Here is a 21955-nt window from a genome sequence, read left to right as displayed (position 1 = left end):
GGGGCGTGAAAGGACGCGGCGGAGAGCAATCGGACAATGCCGTCGGGGAGGGGGCGCTTCCGGTGAAGCGCCCCGTCGTCGTTCAACCGGTCACGCCGCAGTAGCTGACCTCTATTCCCAGGTCGGCGGCGAGGGCGGCCTTGGCACGCATGGCACGGTCGGCCGCTTCAGCGGTGTCGGCGTAAGCCACCTGGATATGGTTGGCCTTGTGCCGGGCCATCATCTGATCGCGGCTGACGCCGGTCAGGATGGCATTCATGATCGGCCACTCGGGCGTCGTCCCGTTCGAGCGGCGAAGCTGCTCTTCTTCGGGCAGTTCGACGGATTGTCCCCGCCCGATGTCCATTTTCAGGCGGTCGTCCTCTATGAAGATGCGCGACCAGATAATCTCTCCGGGCTTGGCATAACCTTTCAGGGATCCACCGCCCGAGGGGAAGAACATCGCCGGTTGACGAAAACTCTCCGACCCGGCCCAGCCGCCGGCGTGATGGGCCGGCGGGGCCGCGCCCGAGATCTCGAACACCCAGACGAAGCCCTCGTGGGTCCCGGATTCGTCCGGTCCCCCCCAGCGCAGGTCGTGGAGCGTCGTCTCGACCGGTTGGCCCAAGGCACGGTGCAGGCGGTTCGTCAGCACGCCGTCGATGGCGGCGCATTCGTCCACCTCGTTGAAATGCACGATCGCCTGACCTTGCCGGATCACGCTGCCGTCGGCGCGGGTCACGTCGGGGCGGTCGTCGTTGTTCAGCATGCCCTCGACCAGGTCAGAGGCGGGCAGAAGGTCCTTCAGGCCCTGTTGGTACTGGATGCCGATCGCCTCGCAGCCGAAGTCGTCGGCCATGCGGACCGCGGCGATATACATGGCGCACTGGCCGATGACCTGATCCTCGGTCAGTTCGGTGGCGGGGTCGGTGCCGAGATGGAAGGTCATGTCTTTCGTGACCATCCAGTCGTAGACCGCGCGCGCCTCTTCTTTCGGCACCTGGTTGGTCGCGTGGTAGAGCGCCGACTGGGACAGCCGTTCCTTGAAGAGCCCCAGTGCCATCAACATATCGTCGGGGACGATGGCATTGTACATTCCCATGCAGCCTTCGTCGAAGACGCCGAGGATCGCCTTCCTCCGGCGCAGGTCGTCGGCGATCGAGGCGACCAGCTCTGCATCCTCGCCGGCGTCGCCGCCGGAGGAATGCACGTGGGTGGTGTCCTGCGTGACCGTTCCCGTCTCAAGCCACTCGGACAGGCCCGCGCGGAAGAAATCGTCGTCGAAGTCTTCAGACCAGAGAGAGGCATAGGGAATCCCCGCCTTGGTGAGCGAGCCGTTGAGGTTCAGAAGGCCCACGAGGCCGGGCCATTCGCCGGACCAGTTTGCGACCGTGAGGATCGGCCCGCGGTGGGTGCTGAGACCGGGCAGGACGTGATGGGAATATTGCCAGACGGCCTCGGCCACGATCAGCTTGGCGTCGCGGTCGATCCCGGCGAAGATATCCATCCCTTCACGCTGGCTGGCGATGAAACCGTGGCCCTTGTCCTCTTTTACGGGGTGCGCGCGTGTCAGCGTATGGCCCATACCGGCCAGGACGTCGGTCAGCCGCGCCTCCATGGCCGCCTGGGCCGGCCAGCACTGCACGTTAGCGCTTTCGCGCAGGTCGCCGCTGGCGACGAGGACGATGTCGGTCATTTCGTCATTCCCATGATCTTGGTGTATTTGGCGAAGTCTTCCTGCATGCTGCGGAACACCTCGTACTTGCGGTCGTGATAAGCGGCGATGGCGCCGCCGCGCGGGGCCACCACGGTGCCGGTGCCGCACATCGAGGACATGGCCGTCTCGACGTCGGGCTGATCGCCCGCGGTCACGGCACCCAGCATGGCGCAGCCCAGAAGGACCGGTTCCTTCTGATCGGGCACGACGACGCGGCAGCCGGTGGCATCGGCATTCTCGCGCAGGAAGAGCGCATTGCGCGCAAGACCGCCACTGACGACAAGCGTGTCCACATCCGCCCCCGCGGCGCTCATTTCAGTGATGATATGGCGGGTGCCGTAGGCCAACGCCTGTACCGTCGCGAGATAATCGAGCGCGAGATCCTCGACGCCCGCGTCCAACGTCAGCCCGCTGATCCCGCCCTTGCGCCACGGCTGGGCCAGGGGAGAGCGGTTGCCGTGGAAATCCGGCTGGACGTGGCGGTCCGCGCTCAGCGTCGCCGTCTCCTCGGCCATTCCGGCGAGGGTCCGGTCGAGAAGGTCGGTGATCCGGCAGTCCTCGGCCTCGGCTTGTTCCATCAACGCGGCCGAGGCACCGTGCCGGGCGATGACCGCGTCGATCAGCGCCCCGGCGGCGGATTGACCGCCTTCCAGCGCCCAGAGGTCGGGCAGCAGGACACCGAAGTAGGGGCCCCAGACCCCGGGCACGAAAACCGGATCGGGCGACACGGCGATATGGCACGAGGACGTGCCCGCGATCAGGGCAAGCCGCGTGGACAGCGGGTCCGCGCCCCGGTCGACCGCGAGGGTTCCCAGGGCACCCGCGTAGGCGTCGATCAGGCTGGCGGCGACCGGTGTGCCGGGCGCGACGCCAAGTTCCGCCGCCGCCTGCTCCGTCACGCCACCGCAGGGGGTGCCCGGTGCGACCAGTTCGGCCCCGAGGGCGTCGTGGTTCGCGGTGGCAAGGTCGCCAAGGCCGATCTTCGCCAGGAATTCATCGTCCCAGCCTTCGCCGGTCTGTCCCTTGTGGCCGAGGTAGGTCCACTTGCAGACCGTCGAGCAAAGCGAGCGCGTCTCGCCATTGGTCGCACGGTGCACCAGCCAGTCGGGCAGGTCCCAGAACCGGGCGGTCCGTGCCCAGGCTTCGGGGAGTTCCCGCTTCATCCAGCGCAGTTTCGGCAGTTCCATCTCTGGCGAGATCGTGCCGCCGACATACTTCAGCGGCGCGCCGCCGATGGCGTTGATCTCTTCAGCGTCCGAGATGGCCCGGTGATCCATCCAGAGCATCACGTCCTGGTCCGGTACGCCGTCGCGGCCGACCGGTACCGGTCCGCCCTCGTCGTCCGAGACCACCAGGGAGCAGGTGGCGTCGAAGCCGATTCCGCGAATACCGTCCTTGTAGATGCCGGCCGCGGCGATGGCGGCGCGGCAGGCCGTTCCGACCGCCGCCCAGATCTCGGCGGTGGCTTGCTGGGCGTAGCCCGGCGCGGGCCGGTAGGTCGCGATGGCCTCGGCATGGGTGCCCAGAAGCTGTCCCGTCGCGTCGAAGACTCCGGCGCGTGCGCTGCCGGTGCCGACATCGACGCCTAGGTAATAGGTCATGTCTTGTCCTTGATTGCTGTGATCCCGCAGTCCGTGCGGATCGTCATCTCGTGGCGTCCGGGCGTCAGGTCGAAAGTTTCGGCAGGGGCCTTCGCATTCAGTGCCATCCCGGTGGGCAGGGTCACCCGCGCGGTCACGCCCGGCGGCAGGGCGACGGTCCAGCGCACCTCCTCCCCGTCGATTTTCCACGCGCTGAAGATGTCGCCGCTGTGGGCGGCGTGGGTGGCGGTGACCTCCGCGATGCGCGGATCGAAGATCGGGCGCATGACGACGCGGGCAAAGCCGGGCGCGTCCGGGTCCCAGTCGATCCCCGCGAGCCGGGACCAGATGAATTCGCCCACCGCACCGTAGGAGTAATGATTGAACGAGTTCATCGCCGTCGATTGGAACCCGCGCTCGGGGGTCCAGCCGTCCCAGCGTTCCCAGATCGTCGTCGCACCGTGGCGGATCGAAAAGCCCCAGCTTGGGTAGCTGTCCTTCAGAAGAAGGCTGACCGCCTTCTCGGGATAGCCGTTGTCGGCCAGCACCGGGCAAAGATGGCGCACGCCGATGAAGCCCGTCTGCAAATGCCCGCCCGCGTCGTCGATCAGCGCAACAAGCCGGGCCGCCGCCGCCGCGCGATCGCCCGGGTCCAGCAGATCGAAATCGAGCGCCAGAAGATACGCGGTCTGCGTGTCGCCGGCGAGGCGGCCCTTGTCCCAGAACGCGGCCCGGAATGCCTGCCGTAGTTCTGCCGCCAAGGTCTGCCACGGCGCAGGGTCCCTGTTCGTTACCCCCGCGATCCGCGCCATGAGGTCCGCGAGATTCGCCCAATAGGCGGTGGCGAGCAAGGCGCGATCCGTCTCGGGCCCGACGCTGAGCCAGTCGCCGTAGTTGTTGTTCACGGCGTGGCGGCGGATACGACCGGGGTTATGACGCGCGATGTAATCCATCCACGCGGTGAAGGGGGCCCAACACCGCTCCAGCAGGTCCCGGTCCCCGTAACGCAGCCAGTGGTGCCAGGCCATGATGATCGGGCCATCGCCCCAGGCGGGCGCGCCGGGCTGGGGTGTCAGACGGTAGGGATTTAGCGGCTTCGTGGGGGCGACATCGGGAAATGCACCGTCCGGGGACTGACCGTCGATCAGGTCTTCCATCCATTTCGTCAACATCGCCGAGACGTCGCCGAAGAAGCCCGCCGTTCGCCAGAAGACCTGGGCGTCGGCGGTCCAGCCGTAGCGTTCGTCCCGTTGCGGGCAATCGGTCGGCACCGCCAGGAAATTGCCGCGCTGACCCCATTCGATATTGCTCAGAAGCTGGTTCACCATCGGGTGGCCGGTCTGCAGGCCGCTCGCCATGGGCAGATCCGTCTGGATCGCGATGGCGGTGAGCTGCGGATCGGCCGCGTCGCCCTCGACCGTAAGGCTGACGTACTGGAACCCGTGGAAAGTGAAGCGCGGCTTGAACGTCTCGGGTCCGCCGCCTTTCGCGACGTAGATATCCTCCGAAACGGCGAACCGCAGGTTTTCGGTGTAGAGCGCCCCATCCTCGGTCAGGCGTTCGCCGTGACGCAGCCGGAAGACGGTGCCTGCGGGGGCCTCGACGGTCATCTCGCAGTAGCCTGCCAGGTTCTGACCGAAGTCGATGATCCGCGTCCCGTCGGGCGCCGCCGTGATCCGTTTCGGGGCGAAACGCGCGACCTCTCGCGTAGGCTGGATCCTGGCGGCGTCCAGTCCGGGCAGGCCCGGTTCGGGAACGATGCATTCCACCGGTTGCCATCCGCGCGTGCCGTGACCGGGGCGGGACCAGTCGCCCAGTTCCAGCCGTGCGTCGTAGTGCTCTCCAACGAGGAAGTCGGAATAGCAGATCGGTCCCTGGCGGGTCTGCCAGGTCTGATCGGTGCGCAGGATCCGAGTGGTGCCGTCGGCGAAGTCCAGGTGGATCTGGCAAAGGAAGGCCGGGCGTCCGCCGTAGTGGTTGCCCGCGCGGCGCTGATTGTGGCCGATACGTCCCGAATACCAGCCCTCGCCCAGGATTGCGCCGATGCAGTTCGGCCCGGCGTGAAGGGCTGTCGTCACGTCGTGGACCTGGTATTCGACCCGGGTGTGGTAGTCCGTCCAGCCTGGGGCCATAACGTCCTCGCCGATGCGGGTCCCGTTGACGTGAAGCTCGTAAAGGCCAAGCGCCGAGACGTAGGCCGTGGCGCGGACGGGGGCCGCTGGCAGGTCGGCCTCGCACCGCAGGTAATCCGCGGGACGGGCCTGGAACCGGTTGTCGTAGGTGTTGTCCTGCGGCACCTCGCGCCCCGCGGGCAGGACGAAGTAGCGGGCGATCCACTCGGCTCGCCAGTCGTCCGGGGTAAGCCCGGTGAAGATCTCTGCCGGTTCCGCAAGGTCCGAGACGCGGCCGGCCTCGTCCCAGACCTGCACGCTCCACCACAGCCGCAGGTCGGAGGGGAGGGGGGCACCGCCCCAATCCACCAGGCGATCGTCGCGGGCAGGGCATTTGCCGCTGTCCCAAAGATCACCCCTGCCGGTGCGGACCGCGGCCCGGTCGCGCCCTGCCACGATGCGCCAGGCGATCATGCGTCCCCCGGCGCCGTCCAGCGCCCAGCCCATCCGGGGCCGATCGGTATTCAGCCCGCGCGGCGCGGCGAGATGTTCGCACCGCAGGCGCACGGGGCGCAGGTCGGTCGAGGTGTCGCGTGACGCATCGTTCAAAGTTCGAGCGCCCGATCGCGTGCGTGTGTGATATGGTCGTCCATGGCGACGGCGGCCCGGGCCGGGTCGCGCGACAGGATCGCGTCGATGACGACGAAGTGCTCGGCAAAGGCATCCGGCAGGATCTGCGAGGACAGCCGGATCCGATCGAGATTGATCAGGCGGATCCGGATGAAGTTGATGTCGTAGGCCTGCTTGATCAGGTCGTTGCCCATGGACTGGATCAAAAGCTGATGAAAGCCGGTGTCGATCTCCTGTCCGCGGTCGAGAACCTCGTCCGTTGCATCGGTCTTCAATTCCTCCAGGATCGCCTCGTGACGGCTGCGCTGTTGCCGCAGCGTCTCGTCGGGCATCTTGCGGACCGCGTGCAACACCGCTTCGCGTTCCAGCGCCGCGCGCATCTGGAAGGCGGCGCGGATCATCGGCAAGTCGATCGACAGGATCTGGATGCCGCGCTGGGGCAGCACGACGATCAGGCCCTCGGCCTGAAGCCGGGGCAAGAGTTCGCGCAAGGCACCGATGGACAGGTGCAGCAGGTCGACCAGGTCACGCTGGCTGACCAGTTGCCCGGGCCGCAGCCGCCCGTCCAGCAGCGCATCCTGGAACAGTTCGTACGCCGTCTGGCGCACGCTGTGGTGCGGTGTGGAGGCTCGACTTGAACGGTTCTGCATGGCGCTCTCCCTTACCCGGCCAGCCCGGCCCGACGATCGGTTCAGGCGCTTTCTTTCTCGGGACTGTAAAGCTCTGCCGCAATGGCGTCGATCGTCCCGGCCGGCACCGGGCGCAGGGGCGGAACCATGCGGGCGAAGGCTGGGTCGTCGTAAAGCCGCGCCAGCAGGCCCTTCAGAACCGAAAGTCCGCCGTGGGCATCGACCGCCGTGATCCGGGCCGAGGCGATCTGCTGAAGCGGATCGTCCTGCGATGCGCCTGCCAGCCGGGCGCAATCGGCGGGGAAGACATTCGGAAGGCCGCCGATCATGCCGGCGCCACCCGCCTGCACCATCCGGCTGAGGATGCGGTCGTCACCGGTATAGATCGCGAGATCCGGGAAGGCCTGGACCAGCGCGCGGCCCGCGTCGAGGTCGCCGGTCGAATCCTTCAGGCCGACCACGCGATCGCCCAGCCGGTCGAGGACTTCCTGCACACGCTCCGGCGTGAACAGAAGGCCGCTGAATGCGGGAAAGTTGTAGAGCAGCACGTCGATGTCCGGCCCTCCGGCCCGCGTGATCACGGCGGCGAAGAAATCACCCAATCCGCCCGGCGCGTCGTAGGCATAATAGAAGGGCGGCAGGATCAGGGCCGCGCGGCAGCCCAGGTCGGCATACCCACGCACGAGCCGTGCCGCGTCATCCAGAGAGGCCGCGATCACGCCAGGCACCTGGCGGGACATGTCGAGACCCGCGGCCTTCATTTCCGCCATGGCCGAAAGCTTCTGCTCGACCGAGAAGGAGGCCCCTTCGCCCGTCGTCCCGAAGGTCGAGACCATGTGGCAGCCCTGGTCCAGCATCGTCTCGCAATGGGCACGCAAGCGGCCCGTGTCGATGTCGAAGCTGGTAGTCACCGGGGTGACGGCGGCGCCGATGACACCCTTGAGATCTTCGCTGATGGCCATTTGGACTTCCCGTTTGCGCTGGACCGACATCTTGACGATGTCTTGATCCCATAACTGATACAATAAGTGTTTGCATCAGTCAGCCCGTAATGTAAATATCCGTCGAGAGCCTTGGCGCAGTGATGTATCGAGGCTGAAGAACCAAACGGGAGGACGTCATGACACGCACCATTCTTACCGCCCTGGCCTGCAGCACCTTGCTGTCGGCCCCGGCCTTCGCCCAGGACCAGATCGAGCTGAAGTACACCGTGCCGTCGGTGCCCAGCGACATCCACACCCGCGCCATGCAGGTGTTCAAGGACACGCTCGAGGAATCGCAGCCCGATCGGTTCGACATCCAGCTTTACGACTCGGGCTCGCTGTTCGGGCAGGGTGCGGATCTCGACGCGCTCCAGCGCGGCAACGCCGAGATGACCTACGTCTCCTACCAGCTCATCGCCGATGCGATCCCGGCCTTCGGCCTGTTGACCGCGGGCTACCTGTTTCAAAGCCCCGAGCACTACGATGCCTTCCTGGACAGCGACCTCGGCGGCGAATTCAAGCAGCGCGTCTCGGACGAGATGGACATCCAGTTGCTGGCGGCCTGCTACCTGGGCACGCGTCAGTTGAACCTGCGCGGCGACCAGGAGGTGAACACCCCCGAGGATCTGAGCGGCGTGAAGCTGCGGATGCCGGGGTCGGACGCCTGGCTGTTCCTCGGCGAGGCGCTTGGTGCCAGCCCCACGCCTCTGCCCTTCGGCGAGGTCTACCTCGGGCTGCAGACCGGCACGATCGACGCGCAGGACAATCCGCTCCCCACCGTCGAGGCGGCCAAGTTCTACGAGGTCACCGACCAGATCATCATGACCAGCCACCTCGTCGACGCCATCAACGTGGCCGTCAACAACGAGACCTGGGACCAGCTCTCCGACGAGGAGAAGGCCGCGATGACCGAAGCCGCCCAGGCCTCCTGCGACTTCAACAACGAAGAGCGCATCGCCGAGGAGGAGCGCCTGGTCTCCTTCTTCGAGGAGGAAGGTCTGACCATCTCGACCCCGGATGTCGACGCGTTCCGGTCCCACGTCCAGCAGGTCTACTTCGACAGCGATCGCTCGCAGGACTGGCCGGAAGGCTGGGTCGAGCAGATCAACGCCTTGGCGGAGTGATCCAGGATGGCCGGTGTCCTGACCCGGTCGTCCCTGACCACCGTCGGTCGCCTGCTCAAGCGGGCGGCCGACTGGATCGGGGTGGCGCTGTTCCTGACCGCGTTCTGCGGTTTCATGGTGCAGATCTACTATCGTTACGTCCTGAACAATCCGCTGCGCTGGACCGAGGAGTTCACGATGATCGCCTTCATCTGGACGGTCTTCTGGGCGGCGGCGTTCCTCGTGCCGATCCGTGAGCATGTCTCGTTCGAGGTGGTCTACGACGTCGTCTCGCCCAAGGTCAGGCGCGTCTTCAACATCTTCTCGATGGTGCTGATCATCGTGGCCTTCGTCGTGCTGATCCCGGCGACATGGGATTACCTCGACTTCCTGACTCGCAAGAAAAGCCCGGTGCTGCGCCTGCCGATGCACCTGATTTACGGCTGTTACATCCTGTTCCTCGTCGGCTTCACGATCCAGGCCGTCGCGCGGCTGGCCGCCCTCTTCGGGCCGCGCTGGACCGACCAGATCTGAAGGCCCCCACCGATGGAATTCCTTGCCGACAACGCGCTGTGGATCATGCTTGTGATCCTGGTGACCACCACCATCGCGGGCATGCCGCTGGCGATTTCCATGATCACCTCGAGCATCTTCTACCTGATGCTTGCGGGCCGCGACGTGGGTCTCGCGGCCGAGAACGTGCTCAACGGCGTCTTCGGGAATTTCGTGGCCCTCGCCGTGCCGCTCTTCATCTTCGCGGCGAACATCATGAACGCGGGCAAGGTCTCGGACCGGTTGCTGACCTTTGCGCTTGCGGTCGTCGGGCGGATGCCCGGCGGGCTGGCGCAGGTGAATATCATGACCTCGCTGATCTTTTCGGGCATGAGCGGCTCCGCCATCTCGGACGCCGCGGGCGTGGGCAAGGTCATCACGGGCATGATGATGAAGGACGGACGCTACCCGCGCGGTTTCGCGGGCGCGATGACGGCGACCTCCTCGGTCGTGGGGCCGATCTTTCCGCCGTCGATCCCGATGGTGTTCTACGCGCTGATCTCCTCGACGTCGGTAGGTGCGCTGTTCCTTGGCGGCGTGGTTCCGGCGCTTCTGGTCTGCATCGTGCTGGCCATCGCCGTGATGATCATGGCCAAGATCCGCGGTTTCCCGGTGGAAGAGGCGATCCCATGGCGGTCCTTCCCCATGGTCTTCATCCGTGCCTTCCCCGCGCTCCTGATGCCGGTGATCCTGTTGGGCGGCATCTATTCGGGCGCCTTCACCCCGACCGAGGCCGCCGCCGTTTCCGCCTTCTACGCGCTGCTGCTGGCCAGCTTCGCCTACCGCGTCCTCGGGCCGAGGGAATTCTACGGCGTGGTCCTTTCCACGGTGAAGACGACCGCTATCGTGACCCTGATCCTGTGCGGCGCCTTCATCTTCAACTACATCATTACCGTCGAACGGGTTCCGCAGGCCGTCTTCGGCATCTTCGACAGCATGGATCTGAGCGTCATCGGCTTCCTGCTGCTGCTCAACGTGCTCTACCTGCTGATGGGCTGCGTGCTCGACGTCTCGACGATCCTGCTGGTCGTGACACCGCTCTTCATCCCGACCGCCTCGGCCCTGGGGATCGATCTGCACCATCTGGGGATCGTGCTGGTGTTCAACATGATGATCGGCCTGATCACGCCGCCTTACGGGATCCTGCTCTTCATCATCAAGGCGCTGACCGGCATCCCCGTGGCGGAAATGATCCGCGAGACCTGGATCTTCCTTGCGATTCTGATCGTAATTTTGCTCGTGCTTACCTTCGTGCCGGCTTTGTCTCTTTGGCTGCCGCGGGTTGCCGGGATGCTGTAGTCCCGGGCAGGCCGGGTTCTGAACCGACCGGGCCTGGCCTGCACGGAATCGATCTGTTCACCCCATGCGTGCAAGTGGGTGACCCCGGCATTTTGCGAAGCTCGGCCAGGACGGGCGCGGCAGGGGCGGGGTCAGTCGCCAATTCTCCGCAAACATCGCGCCACAGGACTTAACGACGCGAAACACTAGGTTTTAAGGGCTTTAAGCCTGCAAAAAGAACCAACGTCGTCAGAAATTTTCGCGCCTTAAACACTTTGTTGACCAAATTCTACGGTCTTGTCGGGTCTATCCAGCCACGTCGAGCTGACGACAGACAAAGGTGTTCCGAGATGAAAATTCTAGCCGTGGATGATGATCCGTTCATCCTTGAGGTGCTGACATCTCTGGTGGAACTGATGGACGGGTTCGATCTCTTGACGGCCGAAGGCGTGTCCCAGGCGCTGGAGGTGATGGCCGATCATGGGGATATCGAGTGTTTCCTCGTCGACATCCAGATGCCTGAGCGCGACGGTATCAGCCTTGTCCGCGATATCCGGGCCGACAAGAGATTCGAGCGCGCACCCGTCCTGATGCTGACGGCGATGGCCGACAAGGTCTACATCGACCGCGCCTTTGCCGCGGGGGCGACGGATTACATCAACAAGCCCTTCGACATCAGCGAACTCAGCGACCAACTCGAACTCGAAAAGCGTCGCGTCGAGGAGCGGCGCCAGCAGGACGAGCGCCTGACGCAGACCGCCTCCGGACACAGTGTGTCCCAATCCTCGGCCCCGTTTTCGCTGTACCAGCCCTTTGACGTCCACGACATCGACAACGTGGTGACCCTGACCGCCCTGGAAAATTACGTGACCCGCCTGTCGCGCAGTGCGCTGTTCGGGTCGAGCGTCTTCGGCGTGACCCTGCGCCGCGCGCCGCATCTGTTCGATGGGCTGAGCGAATTCGACTTCAAGAGCCTCATCGCCGATATTGCAGAGGCGATCAGCGACCAGTTGATGAGCACCCAGTCGCTGATCACCTACGTCGGCGGCGGAAGCTTCGTCTGCGTTCTGGAAGACGGCGCCTGCCTGGACCGCGAGCGGATGACGGATGCGCTGAACCTTGCCATTCATCGCATGGATCTGCACGACAGCAACGGCCAACCCCTGCATCTGCGCGTCTGTGCGGGTCAGCCGGTGCGCCTGTTCTGGCGTCCGGGACACCAGGCGATCGAATGCCTTTCCCAGGCGCATGCCAACGCCGAGAGCGAGGCGCAGCGGATGGAAGAGAACCTCGACAAGTTCTGGACGCTGGGTGAAAGCGCCACATGACCCCCGGCTCGAAGACAGCACCGGCGCTGAACATGTCGGGTGCGCTTGATCGTCTTCGGGCACGGTTCCTCGACGCCTATCCCGCACAGCATGCCGAACTGGAGCGGCTGTTCCGGCTGATACGGGCGGGGCAGGGCGATCGAGCATGTCTCGTCGAGTTCACGCGTATCCTCCACCGGATCGGCGGGACGGCCGGAACGATCGGTCTGTCCGCTCTTGGCAAGGCGGCACAGGAGGGAGAGGCCCGTTTGCTTCGCCACCTCGATGCACTGCCCCCGAACGGCCCGGTGGATCCGGCCTTGGCCGATCTGCTGTGCGGGTTCATGACCATCTCTGCAAATCACGCGACCGGGCCCTGATCGTCCGGGGCGCTGCGCGCGTTCGATCGCGGGCAGGACCCGGTTCAGCACCGCCCGGTCGAGGCGACCCGGGTGGGTAAGGCGAATCCGGTAGAGTCGAGCTAGCGTCCGACCACCGCCCGGATCTCGTCGGACAGGGCGATGGGGTCGAAGGGCTTGGCAATCACGGCAACCGCACCGCTGTCCAGGAGGGCCTTCCGTTCGGATTCCTGAGCGCGGGCGGTCATGAAGATCGCCGGCGTCTCGGCCAGCGCCGGAATGTCCCGCAGCCGTTCCAGAAGTTGGAGCCCGGTCATCCCAGGCATCATCACATCCAAGAGCAGGACATCGGGCGCGAAGGCCTCGGCGCAGTCAAGCGCGCTTTGGCCGTCCTCGCACTGGCGGATGGTGAATGCGCCGGACATTTCCAGCGACAGAAGGGCGATTTCGCGGATATCGGGATCGTCTTCGGCATGCAGCAGGCGGATCGTCATGGACGCACTTTCCTCATTCAGGCGCGGGGCGGGATAGGGTGAAACAGGCGCGGGTGCCTTGACCCTCGACACTGTCGAGGGAGATCGTGCCGCCGTGCGCCTCGACGATGGTCTTGACGATGGCCAGGCCAAGGCCCGTGCTGCCGGTCCGATTGCGATGGCCCGATTGCGCCTGGTTGAAGCGATCGAAGATCGTATGCAACGCACTTTGCGGAATGCCGACGCCGGTGTCGTCGACGCAGATCCTCACCTTTTCGGGGTCGCTGTCATCCAGCGACAGGGTCACCACGCCGCCCGGGTGAGAGAACTTGCAGGCGTTCGAGATGAGGTTGGTCAGCACCTGGTGGATGCGCGCCCCATCTATGGTTGCCATGACGGGACCTTTCGGCGCCTCGACCTCGATACGGACCTCGAATTGATGCGCGAAGCTCGCGGTGGCGTCGTGGGCGGCATCGAGCACGGCGACGAGATCGAGCAAGTCCTTGTCGAAGCTCATGTTGCCCGAGGTCAGCTTCTCGATGTCGAGGATATCGTTGACGAGCAACAGCAGCCGTCCGGCGTTGCGATGCGCAATGTCCAGCAAGGCGCGGGTCTTGTCCGCCACCGGGCCGGAGGCACCGGAAAGCACCAGTCCCAAAGCACCCTTGATCGACGTCACCGGCGTGCGCAATTCATGGCTGACGGTCGCCACGAACTCGTGGTCGCGGCGGTTTCGATCGATGTCCGCGGCCGGGCTCCAGATCGTCAGGATTACCTGGTCGTCGTCGGCGGTCCCCGCCGTCGAGAGCAATTGACAGTCGATGCGGTAAAGTTTGGCGTCACGCGCGACCTGTATCTCGCGACGGGTATGGTCGCTGCTCGACAGAACGGTACGCAAACGAATCTCTTCCGGCCCCAGGCCGAGGTCGGCGAGGCTGCGGTTTGCGGATCGGTTCCATTCGAAAAGGCGCAGGGCCGCGGGATTGGCGTAAACAACGTCGAAGGTATCCGCCGCGATCGCAAGCACCGGGTCCGGGACCGCATCGAGCAGGGCGCCCGAGCGTGTCGACGTATCTGACGCGTTCGGCGCATCAGTCGTGAAGGAAGTCTTATCCTTCAGAAAACTGGACATGTGTAAAATCCCCCCGCCTCCGGGGCACGGTCCCCGGTGCAGTGTCTCGTAAATCTGCCTGATCGTTATCAAGTCATTGCGCCGAAACAATGTCTTTGAGTCGGCTTTGTTCCTATTGTGCCGCGATCCCCCCTTGGGGTTGGTGCAACTGACTTGCCACGACTTCGAGCGTTTGGCGAGTCTTGGCAAGTCTGACCTTGATGGCCGCACCGGGCTTGGCAGATCCGGCGACGGAAAACGCCATGAACTTGGCGTCTGGATAGGTGTCCAGAAGATCGTCCAGAAGGTTCTCGGATTCGCTGTCGTTCAGTGCCCAATCAAGCAGGATCATGTCGAACGACTGATCACCGATCACCTCGCGTGCCTGTGCCACCGTCCGGGCCGTCGTGACTGTCGCGAGATCCTTGAGCCGGGTGCGAAGGGTCGTCGCGAAAGCCTCGTCGTCTTCAAGATAGAGGACTCGCTTCAGGGGGCCCGGCGCGTCGCTTGGGGGCGGTGCAGAAGGTGCCGTTGCCGCTTGCCGAGGTTTGGATGCCGCCGCTTCGGGGCAGGTGAACCAGAACTCGGTCAGCCCCGGTTCGCTTTCGAAGCCCATCTCGCCGCCCATCGCCTCGACGATCTGGCGCGAAATGTTGAGCCCCAGGCCGGTTCCTCCCTTTGCGCGGGTATCCGAACTGTCGGCTTGGCTGAACGGCTGAAAGATGCGGTCGCGGAATTCCTTCGGGACGCCGGGGCCGCGGTCGATCACGCCGAAGCGCAATCGCGCGCCTTTTCGCTCGATCCGTACCGTCACTTCCGAGCCCTCGGGCGCGTTCTTGCTGGCATTCGACATGAGGTTCGACAAGACCTGCGCCAGCCGGTCGGGGTCCGCCAGCACCTTGGCGCCCTGGGTGGTATCGTCCGCCGCAAGGGTGACGCCGAACCGGTCGGCGTAAGGCGTGTTGTCCTCGATCGCCTGTTGCACCAAAGACGCCGCATTCTGCTCGGACGGGCGGAATTCCAGCCTGCCGGACGAGCTTTTCTCGAAGTCCAGAATATCGTTCACGAGATAGATCAGTCGATCGACGTTGGCCTGCGCGATATCCAGCAGTCGAGTGGGAAACTTTGCCCCGGGCGCATCGGCGGCCTTGTGGATCAGGCCCAGCGCGCCCTTGATCGAGGTCAGCGGGGTGCGCAGTTCGTGACTGACGGTGGCCACGAACTGTGACTTGAGCCGCTGAGCCTCGATCTCCTGAGTGATGTCGCTGATCTGCATGACGAAGATCTCGCCGCCGCCATGCGGGCCGGAGGCCCAGGTCACCTTGACCATGCCCCAGCGCTCGACCCCCTCGGTGTTGCGGATGCGGACCTGCTTGCGGAACATGCGATCGGGATCGCCCTGCAGATCGATGACCGAGGCCACGATTTCCGCGCTGTCGTCGGGGGCAAAGAGATCGCTGAGCTGCATCCGGGACAAGGTGTCGAGATCCTGGCCGGTCAGCGAAGCCAACGCGGCGTTCGGATCGGTCAGCGCACCGTTCCCGTCGAGGATCGTCATGCCGACGGGTGCATGGGACTGGGCCAGGCGCAGGCGTTCCTCGCTGGCGTGCAGCGCGTCCTGGGTGGTGCGCAATTCGTGTATATCGGTCTGCGCGCCGACCATCCGCACGGCGCGGCCACTTTCGTCCCGCTCTGCCACGGCGGCGTCGGATCGCATGTAGCGCCAAGTCCCGTCGTCGAACTTGATCCGAAACTCGCTCACCGATCGGTTCGTCCGTCCGGTCAGGCAGTCGCGGTCGGCCTTCAAAATTGCGGGCAGATCGTCCGGGTGAAGCCGCGCGTGGAAGACGTCCCGCGGGTCTTCCGTGAACGTATCGGGGTCGATCCTCATCAGGCGCAGCCAGGTGTCGGACACCACCGAAGTCATGGTGCGCAAGTCGATGTCGAAGACGCCGATATCCGCGTTCTTCAACGCGAGGTTCCAGCGTTCCTCGCTCTTGCGCGAGGCGCGCGCGTTCTCGGTGGCCTGCGTCACGTCGCGCAGGATCACGGTATGCCGGGGCGCGCCGTCGGCGTGTGTCCAGCTGTTGCGCTGGAGTTCCAGGTGGATCTTGCGGCCCGTCGCAGTCTGGGTCGTCGCGGTGGCGAAGGTCCAGCCATCCGACATCTCGGGCGAGCTGACCAATTCCCGCAGGTGGACGCCCCGAAGATCCTCCGTCTCGAACAAGTGGTGCGCCGCCGCATTGGCGCTGAGGATGAAGTTCTTGCCATCCAGTTCGAGCAACCCGAACACCGCATTGTCGAAGACGGCCCGGTTGCGATCTTCGTTCGACACGAGTTGCCGCGACTTGGTCTGGTCGCGCTGGGCGATCGCGCGCTGGTATTCCGACAGCAGCACGCAGATCAGGGCACCGCCAATCACCACGAAGACGAACATCGACATGCCGCGCGTCGCCTCGAACGCCGGCGTGCTGTTCCAGTGCATCTCCCAGGTTCGGCCAAGGAATTCATTTGTGTGGATGATCTGGAACGACCCCGGCTCCGGATCGCTCTGACCGAAGATCGCATCATCGGGGCGTTCGGTGTCGAAGATGGAGATCGTGTAGAACTCCCTCTGGTTCGGGCTCATCCCGGCCATGACCTCGTTCACGATCACGGGGGCGTAGATCCAGTCGAGGAAGGCCGCGCGGCGCTCTTCAACGGTGTCCAACGGCAAATCATTCCGGTAGCGGGGGTGCAGCAGGTAGGCCATGTCGTTGTCGGCCTGGCCTTGCGCCACGGGCATGGGGTCGGTCAATCGGATCTCGCCGGTGTCGCGGGCCGCGTTGGCGGCGTCCATGATTGATGCCGTCAAGTCGGTATTGTCAGCTAAGAACGATGTGGGCCGTCCGGATGGAGCAAAGACGCGCGAGATCGTGTCTTGTGTCGAAGGCGACTCCGATGGGGCGGCGAACTCGGACGTGGAGGCATCAAGCGTCCCGTCTGCCCCTTCCGTAGGGTTGCTTGCTTCGCCGGGTACGATCAGGCCGAACCCGTCGATCCTCGGAAAGGTCTCATCAAGATCAAGGGCATCGACGTAGCGCTCCCACTCGGCTTGGGTGATGTTTTCGGACGCATCGAGAAACCCGGCCAGTCCGTTGAGCGCGAGCGAGATGTTCTGGACCCGCTGCTTCAGCTGGAGCCGACTGTCGTCGACCAGTGCCTCGAAGGCGTCATCTGCGCTGCTGCGCGTCAGGTCGTAGGTGATCCAGACCGTCACGGCGGTAAAAATCAGGGACAGCGGGATCACCAGCTGACGCATCGAAAAATTCATCACTCAACTCAGACGTGCGCTCGTAACAATCGAATCGACCTTATGGACCTCGCGCCGGGTCACAAAGCGTCTTCGCACTTCGATAGGATACTTTAGCCGAAGGTGGCGTGTTTTCATCATACAGGCAAACCTGGTTTGAGGTTCGAGGTCACGACGTTACGCACGGGGTAGGGGAGGATCGGCGTCAATCATTCGCCTACGTCCCGTCGGTCACCGCCCGACGCGCAAGGAAAGATACCTGATGTCCTGGGATGCGGGGCAGACGGAAGGGGCGATCGTTCTAGCTCTGTCAGGACCCAAGAGACCCGTGCGAGGACTGCCTGCGTGCGACACCAAAACGATCATCCTGCGTCGCGCCCGAAGGTCTGCCTCCTGCGGCGTCGCCCGGCCGTATCGACGCCCTGCACGGCTGCCCGATCAAGGATCCATGCAGCGAGCGGAGGACCATCATGAAACGTATCCACATCGGCGCCCGCCACGACTGGCAGCAAAAGGCCGAGACGGCTGGCTTCAAGTTCCACACCATGTATGGCGAACCCTACTGGGACGAGGAGACCGTCTACGAGTTCAGCCTCGAACAGGTCGAGAACGATATTGAGGACCCCTCCACCGAGCTGCACGCCATGTGTCGCGAGGCGGCGGCCCACGTGATCGCCTCGGAAGAGTTGATGGAACGTCTTGCGATCCCGCGGGCGCACTGGGACCTCGTTGCACGCTCCTGGTCCGACGATGAGCCCGAGCTCTATGGCCGCTTCGATCTGGTTTACGACGGCACCGGTCCCGCGAAGATGATCGAGTACAACGCCGATACGCCGACCTCGCTCTTCGAATCGGCCTCCTTCCAGTGGAGCTGGCTCGAAGATATGCTCGACCGTGGCCGTTTGCCCGCCGATACCGACCAGTTCAACGGCACTTTCGAGGCGCTGACCGCTCGCTTCGCCGAGATATTTCCCCCCAGCACGGACATTCACTTTACCGCCTTCGAGTCGCTCCTGGAGGATTATTCCACCGTCGAGATGCTGGCCTACGCCGCCCGGGCCGCCGACATGGGGGCCCATTTCGTCGATGTCGCCCAGATCGGTCTGACGGAGACGGGCCAGTTCGCCGACGCGGACTCTCGGGTGATCGGCGCGCTGTTCAAGCTTTATCCATGGGAGGACATGCTACGCGACGACTTCGCCGACCACCTCGCCGGGGCCCGCTGCCAGTTTCTGGAGCCCGCGTGGAAGGCCGTGGTGTCGAACAAGGGCATCCTGCCCGTCCTGTGGCAGCTGTTCGAAGGGCACCCGAACCTGCTTCCAGCCTTCTTCGCGGATGATCTGGAGGCCGCGACACCTGCCTTATCCCGGGCGCAAGAGGCGCTGCACCGGGGCACCGTGTTCAAGCCGCTCTTCAGCCGCGAAGGCTCATCGATCACGATCCAGGAAGGCGGCCGGACGACGGAGGAGGCCAAGGACCGCGCCTACGCCGATCACCCGATGATCGCACAGGCCTATGCCCCGATGCCGGTGTTCGACGGATTTCGGCCGGTGATCGGATCATGGATCGTGGGGCGAAGCTGCGTCGGCATGGGCCTGCGAGAGGATCGCGCGCGGATCACGCAGGATCTCAGCCGGTTCAAACCCCATTACATCCGCGCCTGACCGCGCGGACCGGCGGGGCTTGTGTGCGACGCCGCAAGCCCTCACATAACACTCATGACCATCACCCGAACCGACACTCGACGCAAACGATCCCGTGCCGCAAACGTGGCCCTCATGGGGGCCGCCGCTTTCGCCTTGGCCGCCTGCGAGGATGACGCCGTCGAAACCAGCGTTTTCCCCGACCTGGAATCCTGCGTCAGCGCGGCCGAGCAGCAAGGCAGCTGGTACACGCAAGCGGAGTGCGAGAGCGCTTTCGCCGAGGCGACTGCCGCCCACGACGAGCAGGCCCCGCGTTACGACAGCCAGGCGCTGTGCGAGGAAGAACACAACGGCGACTGCATCGTCGAGGAACGGGCCGGTGGCGGATCGGTCTTCCTGCCGTTGATGACAGGCTACCTGATCGGCAACATGATGGCGCAGAACCGCGGCATCGCGGCCCAACCGTTGGTCAATACCAAATCCGGCAGCTTCGCCACACCGGCGGGCACCGTCATCAACACGAACCGCGGCGCGGGCAACCTGCGTTCGACGTCCTTCCGTTCGGCGCCTTCGACGAAAACCGCCGCACCGATGACCCGCGCGACCGTCCGCTCCACAGGCGGTTTCGGCGGGACCGCCGCCGGTCGCACCTTCGGCGGCTGAAAAGCGGTCGAACCGGTTCGGCGCGCGGTGAGATGCCGTCGGCCCGGGGACTTGCCGATCCGACCACGGGATCCGTCAAATCGGCGGTTCGGCAAACACGACCTGCGCCATCGGCGATCCGCCCGATCCCCCGCACATCACAGCGAAGGGAACTTCTGTGCAGGCGCGCTGCGACTATCGCCCGACACTCAAAGACCGTCCTGCTCTGGAATTTTAACAATTAATATCATAAATTTATGCGTTCACACGACATTTCGAATACCGTCCTGCCGACATCAAAAACCCGTCTTTCGACATCGCTTTCCCGACCTGTCCCTGGGCCCTGCGGCGCGCAGACAAAGAAAAAGGCCGCCCAACGGGCGACCCTAACGTGGATTAGCGGGGAGAAGATTTCTGGCTACTTCCGTTTGCGCGGCTTCTTCGCCTCATTCGTGACCTCGTAAGAACGATCCATGGCGCGGGAGGTGTCGATCCCGCGCCAATGCTCAGACAGGAAGGGGTTGAGTTCGTCATCAGAGTTGGTGCGGACATAGTGAGCCTCGGCGAAATGATCGAGGGTGACCCGGGCATCCCCCATCTCTAGGGCCTCTGAGAGCGCTTCGATCGTGATCTCGACGGCCAAACCGAACCGATAGGCTGCAGCATGCATCATGAGCGGCATGAATTCCGCGAGTCGGAACAGGCCTTCATCGGTCAGGCCAGATCCCTTCAATAGCTTGGTCATGGCATTTCGGAGGGTGGGACCATCGGCTTCGGGCGTCATGGCCAAAATCTCGACAGGACGCAGTCGCCGCGTCAGGGTGGGATCGTGGTTGATGAACTCGCGTCCTTCCGAGGTCCCGGTTAGGATAAGCGAAACAGGCCAGGGCCCGACCTGCATCAGGTTGCGGAACCGCTTCGCGAAGGCGGACATCGCCTCTTCGGTCGCGTAACGCCCTGCGTCCTAGATCTCATCGAGGTGAATGGCCGCGATATGATGATGCTGGAGCTGCCTGCGCAGACAGTCGATCAGGTAGTCCTCGGTCCGGTTGCCCTTGGTCGGATAACCAATTTCTCTGAGGACGGCACAGCACGTGTCCTTCACGCTCGCCTTTCCCGGCACGATGGCACTGACGATCCTGTGGCCGAACTCCCGACCGCCAGTGGCGACCGCCGCCTCCTCATACTCACGGATCACCCGCGCCATCATCGTCGACTTCCCGCTACCGGCTGGGCCGATCAAGGCAGCCCCCTTCTGCTCATACAGCCCACGCGCCAGGCGAGTTTCCCGCGCTTCGAGGACACTGAACACCCGCTCGCGGATCAAGCGGTGGGTCTCGGTTTCAAAGAAGAAGTCATCCAGCGCGGCGGTCGCGGCCGCTTTGGTACGCGTTTTCTCCATCACGGCCAGGGCTTCATTTGTGGTCATGGATTATCTCCTGATCAGGATCTTGGGCGGCGTCGGGCGCCATTGGAGCGGAAGCGATCGAGGGGATTTGCTCCATCGGGGCGTTCGGCGGCCTCGGTCTCAGATGGTGACGTGGGCGCTGATGCGGTGTGATTGCCACTGGGACCGGTCACGTAGCCGGTCTGAAGAGGATCGATGAACTCGTCGCGGCCGACAAAGGGCTTTTCATGTGCGCCCTTGCCGAACTCCAGTTCCTTGCGAAGACGCGCCGCCTCCTCGTCGCTGCGACCTTCCATGGTGACGCCGGCCGAGTCTGCGATGGCTTTTGCCTCCCCGCGCCAACTCTCACGGGCTTCAGACTGGGCTTTGGAATGATCGGCGACATCAAGTGCGGCTTCAGCCTTGCGCCGGGTCTTTTCCGCCTTCCACCAGGTGAGTGACTTTCCACGCATGGTCTCGTCGAGGCAGGGAACGGAAATCAGATCACCATTGGCGGCGACCGAGATGGCCCCGAGGTTCATCGGGTCGACGATGATTTCCAGCTTTTCCCCCGATTGGGCGATCCTGTCCACGCCCGGAGCCTTGCGCTGGTTGCGGATGAACTCATTCGAATAGACCAGCCCCTCAAATCGGATGCCGGCTTCCGAGACGCCAGCAGCATGGGAACTGCCACAAGCTTCGCGCAGTGCTTGAGACCCAGGCAGCGCGAAGGGGTCAAACTGTTCATGTTTCGACAGCTTCGCCCATGTGCCGCACGGGGTCGCTCCGCCGAGACCGCGGTGAGGCGATGCGTTGTAATCCGCCACGAATGTGACGAAGAGACGATGCAGATCATCATCCGTGAGGCAGGCCTCGCGCCCAGGATTCCGATCATTTCTCAAATGGGGCGCACCGGCTGTCCAGCCCGGCAAATGCCGCGCCCATTTCAATTCGAAGGTGCGAAACAGGCGTTCGATGTGAGCGCGAAGTTCGGCCACGCCGGTCACGGCATTCAGAAGCGAACCGGACAAGATCCGAACTGACCTGCCACTGAACTTTCATCCAGCCACGACCGGAGCCCGGTTAGTGTTTACGCCGGTTGGCGCAGGTTGAGCAATCGCCCGGCGCGCGGAGCTTTCATCTCGCGCAGCGGGGCGGGCGATTGCGGTGGTCAGGGTC

Annotated in this window: 18 protein-coding genes; 7 read left to right on the top strand and 11 right to left on the bottom strand. The window is 64.2% G+C overall.

Going from position 1 to position 21955, the window contains the following annotated elements:
* Positions 1-82: 82 nt before the first annotated feature.
* Genes EU805_RS15945 through EU805_RS15925 form a run of 5 tightly spaced genes read right to left on the bottom strand, consistent with a single transcriptional unit; the run spans position 83 to position 7608 of the window.
* A complete protein-coding gene (locus tag EU805_RS15945; RefSeq protein WP_129764979.1) occupies positions 83-1675 on the bottom strand; it encodes a fucose isomerase in 1593 nt (530 codons plus the stop codon).
* On the bottom strand, positions 1672-3297 hold the full coding sequence (locus tag EU805_RS15940) for an FGGY-family carbohydrate kinase (protein WP_129764978.1): 1626 nt from the start codon (positions 3295-3297) through the stop codon (positions 1672-1674). The genes EU805_RS15945 and EU805_RS15940 overlap by 4 nt, the downstream gene beginning before the upstream one ends.
* Positions 3294-5996 (bottom strand): alpha-L-rhamnosidase, encoded by a 2703-nt coding sequence (locus tag EU805_RS15935; protein ID WP_129764977.1) that lies wholly within the window; start codon positions 5994-5996, stop codon positions 3294-3296. Before EU805_RS15935 ends, EU805_RS15940 begins: the two co-directional genes overlap by 4 nt.
* A complete protein-coding gene (locus EU805_RS15930) occupies positions 5993-6667 on the bottom strand; it encodes a GntR family transcriptional regulator (RefSeq protein ID WP_129764976.1) in 675 nt (224 codons plus the stop codon). The genes EU805_RS15935 and EU805_RS15930 overlap by 4 nt, the downstream gene beginning before the upstream one ends.
* Positions 6668-6708: 41 nt before the next feature.
* Positions 6709-7608, bottom strand: a complete 900-nt coding sequence (locus tag EU805_RS15925; protein ID WP_129764975.1) for a dihydrodipicolinate synthase family protein — start codon at positions 7606-7608, stop codon at positions 6709-6711.
* A 158-nt stretch (positions 7609-7766) separates the two neighbouring features.
* Between EU805_RS15925 and EU805_RS15920 the strand changes: the two genes are divergently transcribed.
* From EU805_RS15920 to EU805_RS15900, 5 genes are all read left to right on the top strand, one after another.
* Positions 7767-8753, top strand: coding sequence for a sialic acid TRAP transporter substrate-binding protein SiaP (locus tag EU805_RS15920; RefSeq protein ID WP_129764974.1), 987 nt, complete (start codon positions 7767-7769; stop codon positions 8751-8753).
* Between the two features lie 6 nt (positions 8754-8759).
* Entirely contained in the window at positions 8760-9266 is a 507-nt protein-coding gene (locus EU805_RS15915; RefSeq protein ID WP_129764973.1) for a TRAP transporter small permease, read from the top strand.
* A gap of 12 nt (positions 9267-9278) precedes the next feature.
* The gene (locus EU805_RS15910) at positions 9279-10583 is read left to right on the top strand and encodes a TRAP transporter large permease (RefSeq protein ID WP_129764972.1); all 1305 of its coding nucleotides are present in this window, start codon (positions 9279-9281) and stop codon (positions 10581-10583) included.
* Between the two features lie 329 nt (positions 10584-10912).
* The gene (locus EU805_RS15905) at positions 10913-11890 is read left to right on the top strand and encodes a two-component system response regulator (protein WP_129764971.1); all 978 of its coding nucleotides are present in this window, start codon (positions 10913-10915) and stop codon (positions 11888-11890) included.
* Complete coding sequence (locus EU805_RS15900; RefSeq protein WP_129764970.1) at positions 11887-12249, top strand: Hpt domain-containing protein; 363 nt, start codon at positions 11887-11889, stop codon at positions 12247-12249. The genes EU805_RS15905 and EU805_RS15900 overlap by 4 nt, the downstream gene beginning before the upstream one ends.
* Positions 12250-12350: 101 nt before the next feature.
* On the opposite strand, the gene EU805_RS15895 is transcribed toward EU805_RS15900, so the two are convergent.
* Genes EU805_RS15895 through EU805_RS15885 form a run of 3 tightly spaced genes read right to left on the bottom strand, consistent with a single transcriptional unit; the run spans position 12351 to position 17125 of the window.
* Positions 12351-12722 carry a response regulator gene (locus EU805_RS15895; protein ID WP_129764969.1) on the bottom strand — a complete coding sequence of 124 codons (372 nt, stop codon included), beginning with the start codon at positions 12720-12722 and terminating at the stop codon, positions 12351-12353.
* A gap of 13 nt (positions 12723-12735) precedes the next feature.
* Positions 12736-13923 carry an ATP-binding protein gene (locus EU805_RS15890; protein ID WP_129764968.1) on the bottom strand — a complete coding sequence of 396 codons (1188 nt, stop codon included), beginning with the start codon at positions 13921-13923 and terminating at the stop codon, positions 12736-12738.
* Between the two features lie 22 nt (positions 13924-13945).
* Complete coding sequence (locus tag EU805_RS15885; RefSeq protein ID WP_129764967.1) at positions 13946-17125, bottom strand: ATP-binding protein; 3180 nt, start codon at positions 17123-17125, stop codon at positions 13946-13948.
* Positions 17126-17574: 449 nt separating this feature from the next.
* Between EU805_RS15885 and EU805_RS15880 the strand changes: the two genes are divergently transcribed.
* The gene (locus EU805_RS15880; RefSeq protein ID WP_129764966.1) at positions 17575-18768 is read left to right on the top strand and encodes a glutathionylspermidine synthase family protein; all 1194 of its coding nucleotides are present in this window, start codon (positions 17575-17577) and stop codon (positions 18766-18768) included.
* Positions 18769-18822: 54 nt separating this feature from the next.
* Entirely contained in the window at positions 18823-19410 is a 588-nt protein-coding gene (locus EU805_RS15875; protein ID WP_129764965.1) for a DUF1190 domain-containing protein, read from the top strand.
* 397 nt (positions 19411-19807) lie between these two features.
* Here the strand turns inward: EU805_RS15875 and EU805_RS15870 are convergent, their stop codons facing one another.
* From EU805_RS15870 to EU805_RS15860, 3 genes are read right to left on the bottom strand one after another with little or no spacing between them, the layout of a single operon-like run.
* Positions 19808-20323 carry a hypothetical protein gene (locus tag EU805_RS15870; protein ID WP_129764964.1) on the bottom strand — a complete coding sequence of 172 codons (516 nt, stop codon included), beginning with the start codon at positions 20321-20323 and terminating at the stop codon, positions 19808-19810.
* Between the two features lie 30 nt (positions 20324-20353).
* Positions 20354-20818, bottom strand: coding sequence for an ATP-binding protein (locus EU805_RS15865; RefSeq protein ID WP_129764963.1), 465 nt, complete (start codon positions 20816-20818; stop codon positions 20354-20356).
* A gap of 14 nt (positions 20819-20832) precedes the next feature.
* Positions 20833-21807, bottom strand: coding sequence for a hypothetical protein (locus EU805_RS15860; RefSeq protein ID WP_129764962.1), 975 nt, complete (start codon positions 21805-21807; stop codon positions 20833-20835).
* Between the last annotated feature and the right edge of the window lie 148 nt (positions 21808-21955).

This window comes from Salipiger sp. IMCC34102 (genome assembly GCF_004145405.1).
GTDB lineage: Bacteria > Pseudomonadota > Alphaproteobacteria > Rhodobacterales > Rhodobacteraceae > Loktanella.
Note: the sequence above shows the minus strand (reverse complement) of the source record. Positions and strands in the feature narration are given on the sequence as shown.